Consider the following 19,324-nt stretch of genomic DNA (forward strand, 5'->3'; position numbering starts at 1 on the left):
TCAGTCTCCCAGCCGTCGGTGTCATCGCGTGCGCCCGGTAGTCTGGGGTGGTGACCATGGAGATCGAGCTCGGCCGAGGCAAGCGTGCGCGTCGCGCGTACACGTTCGACGACATCGCGGTGGTGCCCTCGAGGCGCACCCGCAACCCGGAGGACGTGTCGACGGCCTGGACCATCGACGCCTTCGGATTCGGCATCCCGGTGCTCGGCGCCCCGATGGACTCCGTCGTGAGCCCGCAGACCGCGATCATGCTCGGGCAGCTCGGCGGACTCGGCGTCCTCGACCTCGAGGGCCTGTGGACCCGCTACGAGAACCCTGAGCCGCTTCTCGCCGAGATCGCCGCCCTCGACGAGGGCGAGGCGACCGCGCGCATGCAGCAGCTCTACTCCGAGCCGATCAAGCCGGCGCTCATCACGCAGCGCCTCGCCGAGATCCGCGAGGCCGGCGTGACCGTCGCCGGATCACTGACCCCGCAGCGCACGCAGGAGTTCTACGACACCGTCGCTGCGGCCGGCGTCGACCTGTTCGTCATCCGCGGCACCACGGTGTCGGCCGAGCACGTCTCGAGCGTCGACGAACCGCTCAACCTCAAGAAATTCATCTACGACCTCGACGTGCCCGTCATCGTCGGCGGAGCCGCCACCTACACCGCGGCGCTGCACCTCATGCGCACGGGCGCGGCCGGCGTCCTCGTCGGGTTCGGCGGGGGAGCGGCATCGACCACCCGGGCCACGCTCGGCATCCATGCCCCGATGGCCACGGCCGTCTCGGACGTCGCCGCCGCCCGTCGCGACTACCTCGACGAGTCCGGCGGACGCTACGTGCACGTGATCGCAGACGGCGGCGTCGGCACCTCCGGCGACATCGTCAAGGCGCTCGCGATGGGCGCCGACGCGGTCATGCTCGGCGTCGCACTCGCCCGCGCCACGGACGCACCGGGTCGCGGCTTCCACTGGGGTCCCGAAGCGCACCACCCGAAGCTCCCGCGCGGCCGCCGCGTCGAGGTCGGCGGCATCGGCACGCTGGAGGAGATCCTCTACGGTCCTGCCCCCGTCGCCGACGGCACGTCGAACCTGATCGGGGCGCTGCGCAAGTCGATGGCCACCACCGGATACTCCGACCTCAAGGAGTTCCAGCGGGTCGAGGTCGTCCTCGCGCCCTACGAGGCCTGAGGCGCGCACGACGCTGTGACTTCTGCTGCTCTGTTCCCGCCGACCCTCCGCGAGGTCATGCTCCGGGGACGCTGGATCGGGATGCTCGTGCTGTGCCTGGTCGTCGCCGGCGTGTTCGCGTGGCTCGGCCAATGGCAGCTCGAGCGCGCCATCGAGACCGATCCGCCGCCCGCCGGAGCGACCGAGCAGGTGCGGCCGCTGACCGATGTCGTCGAGCCGGGGCAGTATCTGCCGGAGCCGCTCGTCGGGCAGAAGGTCGAGACGACCGGAACGTGGATCCCCGATGACTTCCTCATCGTGTCGAGCCGATTCAACGACGATGTCGAAGGCTACTGGGTGACCGGTCAGCTGCGAGTCGCGGAGCGCACGTCGATAGCGGTCGCGATCGGCTGGACCGCCGACCGCGCGGTCGCCGATGCGGCCGTGGCGGAGCTGAACGAGGGCGACGCAGAAGCATCGATCATCGGACGCGTCATCTCGGACGAGGGCCCCTCCCTGCCGCCGAAGGACGATCCGCAGCGCATGGACCGGATGTCGACCGCGGCGCTCCTCAGCCACTGGCACGACGTCGACGACCTGGATGTCTATCGGCCGTACTTGGCCTCCGTCACGGCGACGGCGGGTCTCACCGACATCTCGTCACCGGCGCCCGACGAGCAGTCGCCGGTGAACTGGCTGAACATCTTCTACGCGGCGGAATGGGCGATCTTCGCCGGGTTCGCGTTCTACCTCTGGTACCGACTCGCGAAGGACCAGTGGGAGCGCGAGGTCGAGGAGTTCGAGGACGCAGCCGCCGGCACCGGCGGGACTGCCTGAGTCACCGCGCATTCGCGCGATCGGCCGCGCGCATCTGAGCGCTTCTCCACGCGATATTCCACCTTCGTCAGGGGCCCTTTGGGACGTTCGGTGAGGGCTTGGTTACCAATCGGAAAACTCCGTTGAGGATGTCCGAAGGCGTCCGTATGCTCGCTCACATGTGCGTCGGCTGAGAGCTCGCACAGACGCGGTTTCACGAGAGCCGTCGCCAGACCATACCCGAGGAGACAACACAGATGATGTCCGCTCCCGACGCCGCGAACCAGCAGGTTCCCGGGTCAGATCGCAGAAGTCGGGGGCGTCTCGGCGTCCTCGCCGCCACCTGCGTCGCAGCTCTCGGCGCCAGCGCCCTGATCGCCGCGCCAGCCTCCGCAGACGTCTCAGGGACGGGGGTGGTGATCAACGAGGCGTACCTCTCCGGAGGCAGCGCCGGTGCGGCGTTCACGAACAAGTTCATCGAGCTCTACAACCCCACGGCCGCGCCCGTCACCCTCGACGGGCTCTCGCTGCAGTACCGATCGGCGACGGGAACGGGAGGCTCCAACGGCGTCGCACCGCTGACCGGCGCCATCCCCGCCGGGGGCCACTATCTCGTGCAGGCAGGCAGCAACGGGGCCAACGGCGCCGCCCTCCCCGCGGCCGATGCCGTGAGCACCCTCAACCCGAGCGGCACGAACGGCACGCTCGCACTGGTCGAGGGCACGGCGGCGGTCACGCTGACCCCCGGCTCGGTCACCGGGGTCGACGGCGTCATCGACGTGCTCGGCTACGGCACCTCGAACACCTTCGAGACCGCAGCGGCGACGCCGCCCACGGGCAACACCGACGTGAAGTCGCTCAACCGCACCGGAGGCAAGGACACCGACGACAACAAGGCCGACTTCAGCCTGTCGTCGACCATCACGCCGCAGAACGCCGGCACGGTTCCCGATCCCGACCCCGAGCCCGAACCCGAGCCCACCGAGGTGTCCATCGCCGACGTGCAGGGCACGACCGACGTCTCGCCGCTGAACGGCCAGACCGTCACGGTCGAGGGCGTCGTCACGGCCGACTACCGGACGGGCGGCTACAAGGGCGTCGTCATCCAGACCGAGGGATCCGGCGGAGCGACCGACGCCACGCCGGGAGCATCGGACGGCGTCTTCGTCTTCCTCAACGCGCTCGCGCCTACGCTCGCGATCGGCGACCTCGTCTCGATCACCGGCTCGGTCAGCGAGTACTTCGGCCAGACCCAGATCAACCCCGCGTCGCTGAACGGCATCTCGGTGGTGCAGGCAGGCGTGGGCGTTCCCGAGGTCACGCCTCTTCCCGACGCCGCAGTCGGCGCCGCCCGCGAGCAGTACGAGAACATGTACGTGGCGCCCGCAGGCACCTACCGCCTCGCGTCCAGCCACCAGCTCTTCAACTTCGGCACGCTCTGGCTGAACGCCGGAGCTGCCCTGAACGTCAAGAGCACCGAGACCGTGCGCCCCGGCGCCGAGGCTTCCGCGATCGCGGCGGCGAATCGGGCCAACCGCATCCTGCTCGACGACGGATGGTCGATCCAGGTCTCGAACAGCGGGCACCCGAACGACCAGCCGTACTTCACGAAGGACGTCGTCGTCCGCAACGGCGACACCGTCGACTTCAGCGACAGCGGATATGTGCTCCAGTACGGTTTCGACGACTGGCGTCTGCAGCCGGTCGTGCCGATCGACAGCACGTCGTCGGCCGACCTGAAGGCGGGCTTCGAGGCGACGAACCCCCGCACCGACACGGCACCGACCGTGGGCGGAGACGTGCAGGTCGCGTCGTTCAACGTGTTCAACTACTTCACGACGCTCAAGAGCGAGAACTCGAACGCTCGGGGCGCGGCGAACGCGGCCCAGTTCGACATCCAGAAGTCCAAGATCGTCGCGGCCATCAACGGGCTGGACGCAGAGATCGTCTCTCTCATGGAGATCGAGAACTCGATCAAGCTCGGCGGCTCGCTCGACGAGGCGCTCGCCGATCTGGTCGACGGACTCAACGATGCTCTGGGCAGCGAGGAGTGGGACTACGTCCGCACCCCCGACGAGCTGAACGACTCGGCGACCACGGACTTCATCACCAGCGCGATCATCTACAAGAAGGACGACGTCAGCACTGTGGGCGAGAGCCTCACTGTCACGGACGAGACGGTGTGGGGCAACGCCCGCGAGCCGATCGCGCAGGCCTTCGACATCGACGGCCGTGTGGTCACCGTGGTCGCGAACCACTTCAAGTCGAAGTCGGCGCCCGAGGGCGGTGGCGCAGAGCCCGCAGACGGACAGGGCTTCTTCAACGCCGACCGCGTGAAGCAGGCGAACTCGCTCAAGGGGTTCACCACGGAGATCGAGGAGTCCACAGGAAGCAGCGACATATTGCTCATCGGCGACTTCAACGCCTACGCGAAGGAAGACCCGATCGAGGTCTTCACGAGCGAGGGCTGGAGCGATGTCGCGCGCGAGAAGGCACCCGACGAGCACACCTACTCGTTCGACGGCGAGCTCGGCTCGCTCGACCACGTACTCGCATCGCCGTCGCTGGCCGCGTCGATCACGGGCGCGGGGGTGTGGAGCATCAACTCTCCGGAGTGGAGCGATCGCGGCTACGCGTTCGGTGCCACCGAGGCGGGCACGCCGTTCCGCTCCAGCGACCACGACCCGATCATCGTCGGCGTCTCCTCGGAGATCCCGCCGGTGAGCATCGACGTCGTCACGATCAACGACTTCCACGGTCGGATCGAAGCCGACGGCGCTGCCGCCGGTGCCGCAGTGGTCGCGGGCGCCGTCAAGCAGTTCCGTGAGGAGAACCCGAACACGATCTTCGCCGGAGCCGGCGACCTGATCGGCGCGTCGACGTTCACCTCGTTCATCAACGACGACAACCCGACGATCGACGCGCTCAACGCTGCAGGTCTCGACGTCAGCGCGGCGGGCAACCACGAGTTCGACCAGGGCTGGGAGGACCTGCGCGACCGTGTGCAGGACCGCGCGGACTGGGAGTACATCTCGTCGAACGTGTTCGTGACAGAGACCGGCGAGCCCGCGCTCGCCCCGGCCTGGGTCAAGGAACTCGACGGCGTGCGCGTCGGTTTCGTCGGGGCTGTCACGGAGGACCTCGACTCGCTCGTGTCCCCCGAGGGCATCGCCGATCTCGAGGTGCGCAGCATCGTCGACTCGGTGAACGCCGTGGCCGACGACCTGCGTGACGGGGAAGCTTCCAACGGTGAGGCGGATGTCGTCATCCTCCTCGTCCACGAGGGCGCGTCCAGCGTCGAACTGTCGAGCATCACTCCGGATTCGCCGCTGGGCGAGATCGTCTACGGGGTCGATGAGGATGTCGACGCGATCGTGTCGGCGCACACCCACCTCGCGTACAACCACGTCATCGACGGTCGTCCCGTCGTCTCGGCCGGCCAGTACGGCGAGAACCTGGGGCTCATGAACCTCCAGGTCGACCCGAAGACGAAGGACCTGATCTCGATCACGAACGAGATCAAGCCCCTCACCGCCGCCGGCCAGCCGCTCTACCCAGCGGTTCCGGAGGTCGCCGACATCGTGGCGAAGGCGAAGGCCGAGGCGGATGTGCTCGGTGCGGTGAAGGTCGGAGACATCACGGCCGACTTCAACCGGGCTCGCCAGACGAACGGCTCGGAGAACCGCGGTGGCGAGTCCACTATCGGCAACTTCGTCGCCGACGTGCAGAAGTGGTCCACCGGTGCGGACATCGCGCTGATGAACCCGGGTGGCATCCGTGCGAACCTGACATACGCGTCGTCGAATGCGAGCGACCCGAATGGCAACGTCACCTACCGCGAGGCGGCGACGGTGCAGCCGTTCGCCAACACGCTGGTGACGTTGACGCTCACCGGTGTGCAGCTGAAGGGCGTCCTCGAGGAGCAGTGGCAGCCCGCAGGGTCGGCCCGTCCGTTCCTCAAGCTCGGCGTCTCGGAGGGGCTCGTCTACACGTACGACCCGGCCGCGGCCCAGGGCTCGCGCGTCACGTCGATCACCCTCAACGGAACCGCGATCGACCCGGCGGCGAACTACACGGTCGCAGCCAACTCGTTCCTCGCCGCGGGTGGAGACAACTTCTTCACCTTCAGGGAGGGGACGGGCAAGCGCGACACCGGCAAGATCGATCTGCAGTCGATGGTCGACTGGTTCGACGCGAACAAGACGGCGACGCCCGACCTCGCGCAGCGTGCGGTGGGTGTCTCGGTCAGCGCGCCGGATGCCGACGGCTACAGCGCCGGCGACCAGGTGACCGTCGCACTCTCGTCGCTGGCGTTCAGCGCGGGGGAGCAGGCGCCGGGTGAGGTGTCTCTGTCGCTCGGCGGCACTCAGCTCGCCTCGGGTGCAGTCGACCCGACCATCGTCGACACGACCGACGAGGTGGGGCGCGCGTCGCTCAGCTTCGCGGTTCCCTCGGGCGTCTTCGGAGAGCAGCTGCTCACCGTCGCCGTCGCAGGTACGGGGACGACCGTGCAGGTGCCGTTCACGATCGCGGGTGAGGAGCCGGTCGAGTTCGCCGGCTCCATCGACCTCGGATCCTCGAAGGTGGCCGCCGGCAAGAAGCTGAAGATCACCGGTGAGGGCTACGAGCCCGGCGAGACCGTGACCGTCGAGCTGCGACCGAAGAAGGGCTCGGCCGTCGAGGTCGGCACCGTCCAGGTCAGGGCCGATGGCACCTTCTCGACGTCCGTGACAGTGCCGAAGAGCACTCAGCCCGGCAAGTACACGGTCGCCGTGTCGCAGGCGGACGGCGACGAGGCGACAGCCACGGTCACCGTCAACCGTGCGGGCGGCATCATCGGTGGCATCATCGACTGGCTGTGGGATCTCATCAACGGCTGGTTCTGACCTCGATAGGCGGCATGTCCGCCTGACTCACAAGAAGGCCGTCGGGAGCGATCCCGGCGGCCTTCGTCGTGCGTGGGCGCGGTCGCCGTTCAGGCGGAGATGACCTCGACCTCGGCCTGAGCGAGGGCGGTCGCGAACGCCGATTCCGGTGGAGTGTCCGTCACCAGGTAGTCCGCGCGGTCCAGAGTCGTCACCTGGGCGAACAGTCGCCGCCCGAACTTCGACGAGTCCGCGAGGATCGCGGTGCGATCGGCGCGCTGGATCATCTCGGCCATCATGTTCGCGTCGCCCATGTTCGAGGTCGAGAAGCCGGCCTCGTCGATGGCACCCACGGCGATCAGTGCCAGATCGCAGCGGATGTCCACCTCGGGTCCTCCCGGGGTCATCATGAACGTGACGGGCCCGGTGGTGGCCTGGGTGATCGCTCGCACAGCGCCACCGAACACGTAGAGGTCGCGGAAGGCGGAAGGGGAGATCTCGGCGGGGATCCGCAGGTTGTTCGTCGCGATCGTGAGATCCCGGTGGTTGCGGAGCGCCCGCGCGAGGGCCAGGGTGGTCGTGCCGGCGTTGAGCATCACGACTGCTCCATCGTCGATGAGTCCCGCGGCGAGGCGCGCGATCGTCTCCTTCTCCTCGGTCTGCATCCGCAGGCGGACGTCGAGCGCCCGGTCTTTCAGCTGCCCCTCCGCGCTGACAGCTCCTCCGTGTGTGCGGATGACGACGCCTTCACGGTCGAGCTGGTCGAGATCGCGGCGAATCGTGTCGATGGAGACGTGGAAATGTTCGGCGAGGCCGCCGACGGTCACCTCTCCCACCTGCTCGACATACGAGGCGAGATCCGCCTTCCGACCCGCCGGGAGGCGGCGCTTGGGCGACGGTGCGGTTGCTTCCATGCACCCATCTCTAGCACATACGAGCGAGAAATTCGGCAGAGTTCAGCAGAAAACTGCAGATTCGTTGCGGGGCGGATCGTGTCCGCAGCCCGCGCCGTGACGGCGATACGGGAACGAATCTGTGATTACATCCACCGAATAGTGCAAAGAAGTGCTTGACGTTCCGGCAAATGAACGCATAACATTGCTCAAAACCGCATGAACAAGCATCGAAGCGCGTGTGCGGCACGATCTCGAAGAGGAGAAGTGATGATCACAGTGGGACGAGGGCGACGCATTCTCAAGCTCGCCGGCGCCGCGACAGCAGCCGTGACAGTCCTGGCCGTGGCTGGGTGCGCGGCAGGCGACAGCGGAACCGACGGCGGGGATGGCGGAGACGTAACGATCGAATTCGCGCAGTGGTGGGAGCCGGAGCTCCCCGACGGCGAGTTCCGAGCGCTCATCGACGAGTTCGAAGACGCGAACCCCGGCATCACGGTCGAGCTCGTGAGCGGACCGTACGCATCGACCAAGGAGCAGCTCTTCGCCGGCGCGGCATCCGGCACCATGCCCGACGTCGTCGGCCTCGACGGCGCATGGGTCAACGACTTCGCGTCGCAGGGCGTCATCGCCGACCTGACCGCCCTCATGGAGGAGAACGACTACGACGACAGCGAGCTGGCGAGTCAGATCCAGGTCGACGGCAGCACCTACATGATCCCCGTCGTGAACTTCGTCTACCCGATGTTCACGAACGACACCCTGCTCGCCGACGCGGGCGTCACTGCTCCACCCACCACCCGTTCGGAGTTCGCGGACGCAGCCTCGAAGGTCTCGGCCCTCGGTGGCGACGTCTCGGGTTGGGTCCTCCCCCTCTCGTTGGAGGCTCCGAACGGCGTGCAGAACGACGTCATGTCGTGGGTCTGGGCCTCTGGCGGCTCGATGCTCAAGGATGGCCAGCCCGATCTGACGAACGACGACGTGACCTCGGCGGTCGATTTCATCGGCGGCATGTGGGACGACGGCTCGATCGCCTCGGGCTCCTTCACGATGAAGGAGCAGGACAAGGTCGAGGAGTTCACGAACGGCCGCGTCGGAATGATGATCGACTCGCTGGCGCACATCAACCTGATCCGCGAGACCAACCCCGATCTGCAGTTCTCGATCTCGGCGCTTCCGGCTGAAGACGGATACGACGGCGAGCGGGGCATCCCGTACGCATCCTGGGGCATCGGCGTGGCCGAGAACTCGGAGCACAAGGACGCCGCGTTCAAGCTGGTCGAGTTCCTCATGAGCGAGCAGACCAACTCCGAGCTCTCGACGATGGCCAAGGCCTTCCCCGGCAACTCGAAGTCGGTCCCTGACTTCGTGAACGACGACGAGCTGTTCAAGCAGGCGTTCGACATCTACCAGGCGGGCTACCCGGCGAATGAGTTCACCGGACTCCCCGTCGCCGAAGAGCTGATGCGTCTGCTCGGTGAGCAGCTGCAGTCGGCCTTCGACGGGCAGCAGTCGATCGACGACGCGCTCAAGACCGCGCAAGGGGCCTGGGAAGCGGAGTTCTGATCCTCCGCCTCCCCACCTGAACGGGGTGCCGCATCGCGACGAGTCCGGTGCGGCACCCGACCAACCAAGGAGCACCGGTTCCCATGAGCCTGAAGATGTCAGACGACACCGAGGTGATCGTCACAGGGGTCGCGCTGTCGCGGCGACGCCGACAGCTGCGCAAGACTACGGAGTCGTACGGATTCCTCTCGCCGACGATCATCCTGCTGTTCGTGCTGATGATCATCCCGATCGTGATGGTGATCGGGTACTCGTTCCAGGACAACGTGATCCTGAACAAGTCACCGGAGTTCGTCGGAATCGGGAACTATGTCGAGATACTCTCGGATCCCGGCTTCTGGAAGGCGACGGGCAACACCATCCTCTTCACGGTGGCGAGCGTCGCAGCGCACCTCGTGCTGGGTCTCGCGTTCGCGATGATGCTCAACAGCCCCCTGCTCGGTCGGTTCTCGCGTTCGCTCTTCCGGGCTCTCTATGTCTTGCCGTGGCTCTTCACCGTCGCGGTGATCGCCGTGCTCTGGCGCATGCTCCTCGCCCCGAACGGCGTGGTCAACTTCCTGCTCAACACCGACATCGAGTGGCTCGCCTCTCCGCAGCTCGCGCTGGGCACCATCATCTTCATCAACATCTGGGCCGGCTACCCGTTCTTCATGGTGAGTCTGCTCGCGGGCCTCCAGGGAGTTCCGGCCGAACTGCACGAGGCTGCGACCGTCGACGGCGCGAACAGCGTGCAGCGGTTCTGGAACGTCACCATCCCGCAGCTGCGTCCCATCATCATCAGCCTGGTGCTGCTCGACCTGATCTGGACCTCGCAGCAGTTCGCCCTCATCTGGATGACCACGGGTGGCGGACCGATCGATGTCACAGAGGTGCTCAGCACCTTCACCTACAAGCTCGCCTTCGCCAAATACGACTTCTCGCTCGCGGCGACCTCCGCGGTTCTGGTCCTGCTGATGTCGATGGTGCTCGCCGTGTTCTACGTCCGTCACCAGAAAGCGAGGGACTGATCATGGCTCTCACCGCCCTCGCCCAGCGCCGTGTCGCCAAGACGGGCCTGACCATCGGTCTCATCATCGGCGCGGTCTTCGCCGCCGGTCCCGTGCTGTGGATGCTGTCGAGCTCGTTCAAGTCGAACACGCAGATCTTCGAGCTTCCCCCGCGGCTGATCACCGACACGTTCTCGTTCGACGCCTACATCGCGATCTTCACGAACCCCGAGACCATGCGGTTCTTCCTGAACAGCTACATCGTGGCGGGGTCGGTCACGATCCTCACCCTGCTGGTGGCGATCCAGGCGGCCTACGCGTTCAGCCGGTTCGAGTTCCGGGGCAAGCGCATCCTGAACGTGGTGATCGTCAGCGTGCAGGCCGTGCCTCCGATCACGCTGTTGATCCCGTACTTCGGACTCATGGTCGCGCTCGGGCTGTACAACTCGTACCTCGGCCTGATCCTCACCTACATGGTGTTCACGCTGCCCTACGCGATCATCATGATGACCGGCTACTTCAACACCCTGCCGAAGGAGCTCGACGAGGCCGTCCGTGTCGACGGCGCCGGGTCCATGACCGCCCTCTGGCGGATCCTGGTGCCGATCTCGGTTCCCGGCATCGTCTCAGTCGGCATCTACACGTTCATGATCGCGTGGAACGAGTACCTGTTCGCGCTGACGCTGACCCGCACCATCGACATGCGCACGGTTCCCATCGGCATCCAGCTGCTCATGGGCCAGCACTCATACGAGTGGAACCAGATCATGGCGATGAGCGTGCTCGGGTCCATCCCCGTGCTGATCCTCTTCCTCATCTTCCAGCGGTACTTCATCAGCGGTCTCACGGCGGGGTCCGTGAAGAGCTGACGTCGCGCCGACGGACAACCGACCACCACGAAACAGGAGAAAACACGTGCTCTACACCGGCAAATCCATCCTCGATGTCGCCAACGAGAACAACTTCGCCATCCCGGCGTTCAACATCAGCGACTGGGCGATGTTCAACGGGGTCATGGACATCAGCGAGCAGAAGGCCGCCCCGGTCATCATCGCGATCCACCCCGACGAGGTGTCTCACATCACCACCGATCTGATCGCGGCGATGCACTCCCGCGCACACCGATCGAGCGTGCCCGTCGCGATCCACTGGGACCACGGCGGCAGCTACGAGCAGATCATCACCGCGATCAAGGCCGGCTTCACCTCGGTCATGATCGACGCCTCGCTGCTGCCGTTCGACGAGAACGTGGCGCTGACCCGCAAGGTCGTCGATGCGGCTCATGCCGTGGGGATCCAGGTCGAAGGAGAGCTCGGCACGATCGGCGCCAACGACAGCTACGGCGAGTCGGGTGCCGCGGAGATCATCTACACGAACCCGGAAGACGCGGTGCGTTTCGTCGAGGAGACCGGCGTCGACAGCCTCGCCATCGCGATCGGCACCTCGCACGGCCTCTACCCGAGCGACAAGAACCCCGAGCTGCGTCACGATCTGCTCGAGGAGATCAAGGCCGCGGTCGGCATCCCCCTGGTGCTGCACGGCGGTTCCTCGAACCCGGATGCCGAGCTCCGCCGCGCCGTCGAGCTGGGCGTCAACAAGATCAACATCTCGAGCGACATCAAGGTGTCCTACCACAACCGCATGCGCGAGATCCTCGGCACCGATCAGCGTCTGCGCGAACCCAACGCGATCCAGCCGGCGGCCCTCGAGGCCATGAAGGCCACGGCTGCTGAGAAGATCGACCTGTTCGGCGCAGACGGCAAGGCGTCGCTGTACTGAACCTCGGACCTCGGAAGGATGATCGGCGACGTGGACAGAACGCTCGTACTCGGACTCGGCGGGACAGTCGACTACGAGCTCACGTGGGATTCGTCGGTGTTCGACAGGCTGGCGCACGCGCACGGTGTGCGTCGGCATGAACTGACGACCACGGCGCCGATCATCGACGAACGCTCGCTGCTGGTGGCGGTGCTCGCGTTCGTCGCCTCGGGAACCGGGGCGGAGCGGTTTGTCGCCTCGTCCGAGGTGATCGAGGCGTTCGTGTCGCACTTCGCGCACACGATCACGCTCGGAGGCACCGGGGTGCGAGCCGGTCTCGTGCTCGATGCCCTCGGCATCCCGAGCGTGCAGCACCTGGTGAGCATCGACGACAACGTGCGCCGGCTGCTTCCGGAGTCGGTGTCGTACATCTGCTCGGCGACGGAGGACACCCTCGATCCGCACCTCATCGTGCAGTACCCGGTCGGCGCGCACGTGCGGCTCACAGACGGCGACGTCCTGTCGCCCGCGCCCAACCGCCTGATCTTCGCGAACGACCCGCCGAATCGGCGCATGCTGCTGGCGCCCGACCTCGCCGACGCGCTCGCGGGTGCGGGGGTGTTCCTCGTCTCGGGGTTCAACACGATGCAGGATCATGATCTGCTCGAGCTCCGGCTCGCCGAGGTGCGAACGGCGATGCAGAGCCTGCCCGATGACTCCCTCGTCTACTACGAAGACGCGGGCTTCTACACTCGGAGCTTCGCCGAGACGGTCCGGGCTCGCCTGCTGCCGCAGATCGACGTCTACGGCATGAACGAAGACGAGCTGCAGGAGTACGTCGGCCGGTCGGTGAATCTGCTCGACCAGTCCGACGTCATCCGAGCCCTCCACGAAGCGCAGATGATCATCCCTGCGCGCGCCCTGGTCGTGCACACGCGCTACTGGGCGATCGCGACAGGGCCGGATGCCGGTCGGCACCGTGCCGCGCTCGACAGCGCCGTGCGTGTCGCCGCCACCCGCTACCGCATGGGCGACCGGCTGACCGAACGCGACGTCGAGGAGACCTCAGCCCTGCCCCGCCACGAAGGAGGGCAGGCGCTCGTCGCCGCCGTCGAGGATGCGCTGCCCGATGCCGTGGGCGTCGCGGCGTTCTCGCTCGATGTCGCGTCGCCGACCACGGTCGGCCTCGGAGACACGTTCGTCGGGGGATTCCTCGCCGGAGCCGTGCGATCGAGGGAGACCGAGTGAATCCGATCCTGCTGCCGTCGAACCGACCGGCCGAGCGCTTCTACCGCGGGGGAGCGCGCATCAGCGGCTTACGGGGAGAGCGGGCCTCCGCACCCCGCGAACCCGAGGACTGGATCGCGTCGACGACCACGGTCAACGGCGAGGCGCTCGTCGGACTCACCAGACTCCCCGACGGGCGGCTGCTGCGAGAGGCGGTCGCCGACGACCCGATCGCGTGGCTGGGTGAGCGCCACGTCGCACGGTGGGGCGCCGACACGCGCCTGCTGGTCAAGCTCCTCGACGCGGGGCAACGCCTGCCGGTGCATGCGCACCCGCACGACGACTTCGCGGCGACGCACCTCGGTACCGCACACGGCAAGGCGGAGGCCTGGTACATCCTGCAGGGCGGCACGGTGCACGTCGGACTGCGAGACGACGTCGCGGCCGACGTGCTGGCGGACCTCGTCGATCGGCAGGACTCGGCGGCGCTGCTCGGCCTGCTGCACGCGGTGGACGTCCACCCCGGCGACGTCGTCTGGGTTCCCCCGGGTGAGCTGCACGCCATCGGCGCCGGCATCCTGCTGCTCGAACTGCAGCAGCCCGAGGATCTCTCGATCCTCCTCGAGTGGCACGACTACGCGATCGACGGAGCCGCGGTCGGTCACCTCGGACTCGGTTTCGAGGTCGCGCTCGCCGCGGTGAACCGCAGGGGGCGGTCGCGCAGCGACCTCGGAGAGCTCATCGGCCCCGCTCCGGTATCCGACTCGGTCTTCCCTCACCCCGCCGACGAGTACTTCCGTCTCGAGCGTGTCCCCATCGACGGCCCGACCGTCATCGACCGGGGCTTCTCGGTCCTGATCGTGAGCGCGGGCGACGTCGTGATCGGAGGCGTCGAGCACCATACGGGGGCCACTCTCGTCGTTCCGCACGCGGCCGGAGCACTCGACGCGACCGGAGTCGGCGAGCTGCTCGTGGCGCGCCCACCGACGCCCTGACGCCGGAATCGACGCGGATTCCGCCCGGGTAGACTGGAGTCATGCCCGAACCGAAAGTCGCCAGCTTTCCGGCGATCCGTGGTGCGCTGAAGTTCTACCAGATCGCGTCGATCATCACCGGAGTCATGCTGCTCCTGCTTGTCGCCGAGATGGTGCTGAAGTACACGCCGATCCGACTCGAGCTCTTCGCAGGGGGATCCGGCGGTCTGCTGTGGTTCGCACCGGTGGTCGAGGGGCCCGAGGGCCTCGAATCGACCGGCGACGGACTCAACATCTCGCTCTCGATCCTCGTCGCGCACGGCTGGTTCTATGTCGTCTACCTCTTCGCGTGCTTCCGGATGTGGAGCCTCATGCGCTGGCCGTTCCTGCGCTTCATCCTGCTCGCGCTCGGCGGCGTGATCCCGCTGCTGTCGTTCTTCATGGAGGCCATCGTCGCTTGCGACGTCAAGGCCTACCTCGCTTCGAGGGAGGCCGCCTCGGCCCCCGCCCCTGCCACGGAAGGTGTCCGGTGACCGAACAGTCCGAGACCCAGCAGCGCCCCACGCTCGTCGTCGACTTCGGCGCGCAGTACGCGCAGCTGATCGCCCGTCGGGTGCGTGAGGCCGGCGTCTACAGCGAGATCGTGCCGCACACCGCCACGGCCGCCGAGATCGCTGAGAAGAACCCGGTCGCGATCATCCTCTCGGGTGGTCCGTCGTCGGTCTACGAGGAGGGCGCTCCGCGCCTCGACCCCGCGGTCTTCGAGCTCGGCGTGCCCACGCTCGGCATCTGCTACGGCTTCCAGTACATGGCGCAGACCCTCGGCGGCGAGGTCGCGAACACCGGCCTCCGCGAGTACGGCGCGACGGATGCCGTCGTCTCGGGTGACGGCGGCACGCTGCTCGGCGGCCAGCCGGCCGAGCAGAACGTGTGGATGAGCCACGGCGACCAGGTCGCCAAGGCACCGGAGGGCTTCGACGTGCTCGCCACGACCGATGCGACCAAGGTCGCGGCGTTCGCGAACGAGGAGCGCGGCTTCTACGGCGTGCAGTGGCACCCCGAGGTCAAGCACTCCGACCACGGCCAGCGCGTGATCGAGAACTTCCTGCACAAGGGCGCGGGTCTCGCATCCGACTGGAACAGCGGCAACGTGATCGCCGAGCAGGTCGAGCGCATCCGCGAGCAGGTGGGCGACGCCCGCGTCATCTCAGCGCTCTCCGGCGGCGTCGACTCGGCGGTCTCGACCGCCCTCGTGCACAAGGCGATCGGCGACCAGCTGACCGCGGTCTTCGTCGACCACGGCCTCCTGCGCAAGGGCGAGCGCGAGCAGGTCGAGAAGGACTACGTCGAGTCCACTGGCGTGCGTCTGATCACGGTCGATGCGGCAGATGTCTTCCTCGGTCACCTCGCGGGCGTCACCGACCCCGAGGAGAAGCGCAAGATCATCGGTCGCGAGTTCATCCGCGCCTTCGAGAAGGTGCAGCTCGACCTCGTCGCCGAGGCGAAGGCCTCGGGCGGCGCGCCGGTCAAGTTCCTCGTGCAGGGCACGCTGTACCCCGACGTCGTCGAGTCCGGCGGCGGTGCGGGCACGGCCAACATCAAGTCGCACCACAACGTCGGCGGGCTGCCCGACGACCTCGACTTCGAGCTCATCGAGCCGCTGCGGGCCCTGTTCAAGGACGAGGTGCGCGCGATCGGCCGCGAGCTCGGCATCCCCGAGGCGATCGTCGGCCGTCAGCCGTTCCCCGGACCCGGCCTGGGCATCCGTATCATCGGCGAGGTCACACAGGACCGCCTCGAGATCCTCCGCGAGGCCGACGCGATCGCGCGTGAGGAGCTCACCAAGGCCGGCCTCGACCAGGACATCTGGCAGTGCCCCGTCGTGCTGCTCGCCGATGTGCGCTCGGTGGGTGTGCAGGGAGACGGCCGCACCTACGGCCACCCGATCGTGCTGCGCCCGGTGTCGAGCGAAGACGCCATGACGGCCGACTGGACGCGCCTGCCCTACGACGTGCTGTCGAAGATCTCGAACCGCATCACCAACGGCGTCCGCGACGTCAACCGCGTCGTGCTCGACGTGACGTCGAAGCCGCCGGGGACCATCGAGTGGGAGTGACGCAGGAGCTCCCGCTCGCATAGGCGCTGGTGGCACTCGACCGCGCCGGCGGGCGAGTGGGAGTGAGCGCTTCGCTCGCATGACGATGAACGGGCACGGACCATCGCGGTCCGTGCCCGTTCGCGGTATTTCGGGCAGGATGAGCGTATGACCAAGGCACGGACGAAGATCACGGTTATCGGTGCAGGCAGCGTGGGGGTGAGCGTGGCCTATGCCGCATTGATCCGGGGGAGTGCGGCCGAAGTCGCGCTCTACGACATCGCGACGGACAAGGTCGACGCCGAGGTGCTCGACCTGGCGCACGGCACGCAGTTCACGTCGGCGGCGGTGAGCGGCGGTTCTGATCTCGCCGTCGTCGAGGGCAGCGACGTGATCGTGGTGACGGCGGGGGCGAAGCAGCAGCCCGGGCAGACCCGCATGGAGCTCTCGGGCATCAATGCGCGACTGCTCGAGACGCTGATGCCACAGCTGGTCGAGCGCGCTCCGGACGCGGTGTTCATCATCGTCACGAACCCCGCCGACGTGATGACGGTCGTGGCGCAGCGCGTCTCGGGGCTTGAGCCCCACCGGGTGTTCGGCTCGGGCACGGTGCTCGACACCTCGCGTCTGCGCTGGCGTCTCGCGCATCGCGCGAACGTGAGCACCGCGAGCGTGCACGCCGACATCGTGGGGGAGCACGGCGACACCGAGTTCCCGCTGTGGTCGAACGCGACGATCGGGTCGGTGCCGATCCTGGACTGGCCTGCCGACGAGCCGTTCACCACCGAGGAGCTCGACCGCATCGCGATCGAGGTGCGCGACGCGGCGTATGCCGTGATCCGCGGCAAGGGGGCGACCAACCTCGCGATCGGCGTCAGCTGCGCCCGGATCGCCGAGGCCGTGCTGCACGACGAGCGTGCCGTTCTTCCGGTCGCGACGGTGCTCGACGGCGAGTACGGCATCCACGGAGTGGCTCTGTCGGTGCCGTCGGTCGTGGGCGCGGCGGGCGCCGTTCCGCTGGCCGAGACACCGATGAGCGACCACGAGGAAGCCCTTCTGCAGGCCTCGGCCGACGCGATCCGCGTGGCGGTCGAGGAACTCGGCTGATCGGCCTCGAGAGACTCTCGAAGTTTTTTCGGCACGATGTCGACCTGAGGCATCCCCGTTCGACGTCTTCAATGAGAGGGTCGACAGGCGGCCCCACCACCAAGGAGAACACCATGAAGTACATGCTGATCATGCGCTCGAACGACGAAGCGGTCGAGGCGTACAAGGAGATGCCGTTCGAGCAGGTCATCGAGGCCATGGGCAAGTACAACGAGTCGATGATCAGGGCCGGCGTGCTGGCTGCAGGCGAGGGCCTGAGCGACGCCGCTGAGGGATTCGTCGTCGACTTCAGCGCCGAGACGCCGCTGATCACCGACGGGCCCTACGGAGAGACGAAGGAGCTGTTCAACGGCTTCTGGATCCTCGAGGTCTCGAGTCGTGAAGAGGCGGCGGAGTGGGCGAGCAGGGCGCCGCTCGGACCCGGGTCGTTCCTCGAGGTGCGACGCGTGACCGATGAGTCGGACTTCCCGGCCGACAACGAGTGGATCGAGAAGGAGAAGGGCTGGCGCGAAGAGGAGGAGGCGCGTCGCGCACAGCAGTGAGATGACCCACTCCGACCACCGCGAGGCGGCTCGCTCCGCACCTGATGAGGGTGCGCGGCGAGCCGTCGCCGCCGTGTGGCGCATCGAATCGGCGAAGATCGTCGCGACGCTCACGCGCGTGGTGGGTGACTTCGGCCTTGCAGAGGACCTCGCGCAGGAGGCCCTGCTCGATGCTGTGCAGCAGTGGCCCGTCGACGGTGTGCCTCGCAACGGGGCCGCCTGGCTCACGGCGGTCGCGAAGCGCAGGGCGATCGATGGCTGGCGCCGCCGGGAACGGCTGGACGACCGCATGGCCGTGCTCGCCCACGACCTCGAGCGGGAGCAGGCCGAGGCGGCAGACGCACCCCCCTGGGACCCGGATGCCGTCGATGACGACGTGCTCCGGCTGATCTTCATCTCGTGCCACCCGGTGCTCTCGCGCGAAGCTCAGGTGGCGCTGACCCTGCGCGTCGTGGGCGGCCTGTCGAGCGAGGAGATCGCCCGGGCCTTCCTCGTGCCGACGGCGACCGTGCAGCAGCGCATAGTGCGGGCCAAGAAGACCCTCGCGGCGGCGAACGTCCCTTTCGAGATGCCGCCTCGCGAAGAGCACACGGCACGACTGGGAGCGATCCTGGGCGTGCTCTATCTGATCTTCAACGAGGGCCATGCGGCCAGCAGCGGGCCCGACTGGATGCGCCCTGAGCTGAGCCTCGAGGCGATCCGACTCGCACGCGTGCTGGCGGCTCTGATGCCCCGCGAGCGGGACGTTCACAGCCTCGTCGCCCTCATGGAGCTGACCGCGGCCCGATTCCCCGCCCGGGTGGACGCGCACGGCGACCCCGTGCTTCTCGCCGATCAGGATCGTCGTCGCTGGGATCGCGGACGCATCGCCCGCGGGCGCGCAGCCCTGGGTGCTGCGGACGTCCTCGGCGCGGGTCGTGGCCCGTACGGACTTCAGGCCGCCATCGCCGAATGCCATGCGGTCGCCGCATCTATCGACGAGACCGACTGGGATCGCATCGTGGTGCTGTACGAGGCGCTCGGCCGCATCGCTCCGTCGCCCGTGGTCGAACTCAATCGTGCGGCGGCCGTCGCGATGGCGACGGGGCCGGCCTCGGCCCTGCAGATCATCGACCGGCTCGCATCTTCGGGCGCGCTCGCGGGGTACCACCTTCTTCCCGCCACGCGGGCTGAGCTGCTGCTGCGGCTCGGGCGCGACGACGAGGCTCGCCGCGAATTCGCGGTGGCAGCGTCGCTCGCGGGCAACGATCGAGAGCGCGCACTACTGCGGGCCAAGGCCGAACGGCGCTGAGCACAGCCCCCATACGCAGAGAACCGCCCCCTTCTCCAGCGACGCTGGAGAGG

General features: G+C 67.5%; 15 protein-coding genes. 14 read left to right on the top strand and 1 reads right to left on the bottom strand.

Annotation, left to right across the window (positions count from 1 at the left end; translation table 11 throughout):
* Window positions 1–56 precede the first annotated feature (56 nt).
* From ASF87_RS10680 to ASF87_RS10690, 3 genes are all read left to right on the top strand, one after another.
* Entirely contained in the window at window positions 57–1,172 is a 1,116-nt protein-coding gene (locus tag ASF87_RS10680; RefSeq protein ID WP_042539210.1) for a GuaB3 family IMP dehydrogenase-related protein, read from the top strand.
* A 57-nt stretch (window positions 1,173–1,229) separates the two neighbouring features.
* On the top strand, window positions 1,230–1,988 hold the full coding sequence (locus ASF87_RS10685) for an SURF1 family protein (RefSeq protein ID WP_082508901.1): 759 nt from the start codon (window positions 1,230–1,232) through the stop codon (window positions 1,986–1,988).
* A gap of 236 nt (window positions 1,989–2,224) precedes the next feature.
* Window positions 2,225–6,853, top strand: a complete 4,629-nt coding sequence (locus ASF87_RS10690) for an ExeM/NucH family extracellular endonuclease (RefSeq protein WP_056375819.1) — start codon at window positions 2,225–2,227, stop codon at window positions 6,851–6,853.
* Between the two features lie 89 nt (window positions 6,854–6,942).
* Here ASF87_RS10690 and ASF87_RS10695 read toward each other — a convergent pair whose 3' ends face one another.
* Window positions 6,943–7,746 (bottom strand): DeoR/GlpR family DNA-binding transcription regulator, encoded by an 804-nt coding sequence (locus tag ASF87_RS10695; RefSeq protein WP_042539216.1) that lies wholly within the window; start codon window positions 7,744–7,746, stop codon window positions 6,943–6,945.
* Between the two features lie 249 nt (window positions 7,747–7,995).
* Between ASF87_RS10695 and ASF87_RS10700 the strand changes: the two genes are divergently transcribed.
* From ASF87_RS10700 to ASF87_RS10750, 11 genes are all read left to right on the top strand, one after another.
* Window positions 7,996–9,291 carry an ABC transporter substrate-binding protein gene (locus ASF87_RS10700; RefSeq protein ID WP_056375820.1) on the top strand — a complete coding sequence of 432 codons (1,296 nt, stop codon included), beginning with the start codon at window positions 7,996–7,998 and terminating at the stop codon, window positions 9,289–9,291.
* An 83-nt stretch (window positions 9,292–9,374) separates the two neighbouring features.
* On the top strand, window positions 9,375–10,298 hold the full coding sequence (locus ASF87_RS10705; protein WP_056375821.1) for a carbohydrate ABC transporter permease: 924 nt from the start codon (window positions 9,375–9,377) through the stop codon (window positions 10,296–10,298).
* Between the two features lie 2 nt (window positions 10,299–10,300).
* Window positions 10,301–11,146, top strand: a complete 846-nt coding sequence (locus ASF87_RS10710; RefSeq protein ID WP_042539223.1) for a carbohydrate ABC transporter permease — start codon at window positions 10,301–10,303, stop codon at window positions 11,144–11,146.
* A gap of 46 nt (window positions 11,147–11,192) precedes the next feature.
* A complete protein-coding gene (locus tag ASF87_RS10715) occupies window positions 11,193–12,056 on the top strand; it encodes a ketose-bisphosphate aldolase (RefSeq protein ID WP_042539225.1) in 864 nt (287 codons plus the stop codon).
* Between the two features lie 30 nt (window positions 12,057–12,086).
* A complete protein-coding gene (locus tag ASF87_RS10720) occupies window positions 12,087–13,283 on the top strand; it encodes an ADP-dependent glucokinase/phosphofructokinase (RefSeq protein WP_157550055.1) in 1,197 nt (398 codons plus the stop codon).
* Window positions 13,280–14,257 carry a class I mannose-6-phosphate isomerase gene (locus tag ASF87_RS10725; protein ID WP_056375823.1) on the top strand — a complete coding sequence of 326 codons (978 nt, stop codon included), beginning with the start codon at window positions 13,280–13,282 and terminating at the stop codon, window positions 14,255–14,257. The genes ASF87_RS10720 and ASF87_RS10725 overlap by 4 nt, the downstream gene beginning before the upstream one ends.
* Window positions 14,258–14,298: 41 nt before the next feature.
* The gene (locus ASF87_RS10730) at window positions 14,299–14,769 is read left to right on the top strand and encodes a DUF3817 domain-containing protein (protein ID WP_056375824.1); all 471 of its coding nucleotides are present in this window, start codon (window positions 14,299–14,301) and stop codon (window positions 14,767–14,769) included.
* Window positions 14,766–16,352: a glutamine-hydrolyzing GMP synthase gene (guaA, locus tag ASF87_RS10735; protein ID WP_056375825.1), complete on the top strand. Its 1,587-nt coding sequence runs from the start codon at window positions 14,766–14,768 to the stop codon at window positions 16,350–16,352. Before ASF87_RS10730 ends, guaA begins: the two co-directional genes overlap by 4 nt.
* Window positions 16,353–16,499: 147 nt before the next feature.
* Complete coding sequence (locus ASF87_RS10740; protein WP_042539233.1) at window positions 16,500–17,438, top strand: L-lactate dehydrogenase; 939 nt, start codon at window positions 16,500–16,502, stop codon at window positions 17,436–17,438.
* Window positions 17,439–17,551: 113 nt separating this feature from the next.
* On the top strand, window positions 17,552–17,980 hold the full coding sequence (locus ASF87_RS10745; protein WP_056375826.1) for a YciI family protein: 429 nt from the start codon (window positions 17,552–17,554) through the stop codon (window positions 17,978–17,980).
* A 1-nt stretch (window position 17,981) separates the two neighbouring features.
* Window positions 17,982–19,271, top strand: a complete 1,290-nt coding sequence (locus ASF87_RS10750) for an RNA polymerase sigma factor (RefSeq protein ID WP_056375827.1) — start codon at window positions 17,982–17,984, stop codon at window positions 19,269–19,271.
* Window positions 19,272–19,324: the final 53 nt, after the last annotated feature.

Source organism: Microbacterium sp. Leaf161 (assembly GCF_001423645.1).
Classification (GTDB): domain Bacteria; phylum Actinomycetota; class Actinomycetes; order Actinomycetales; family Microbacteriaceae; genus Microbacterium; species Microbacterium forte.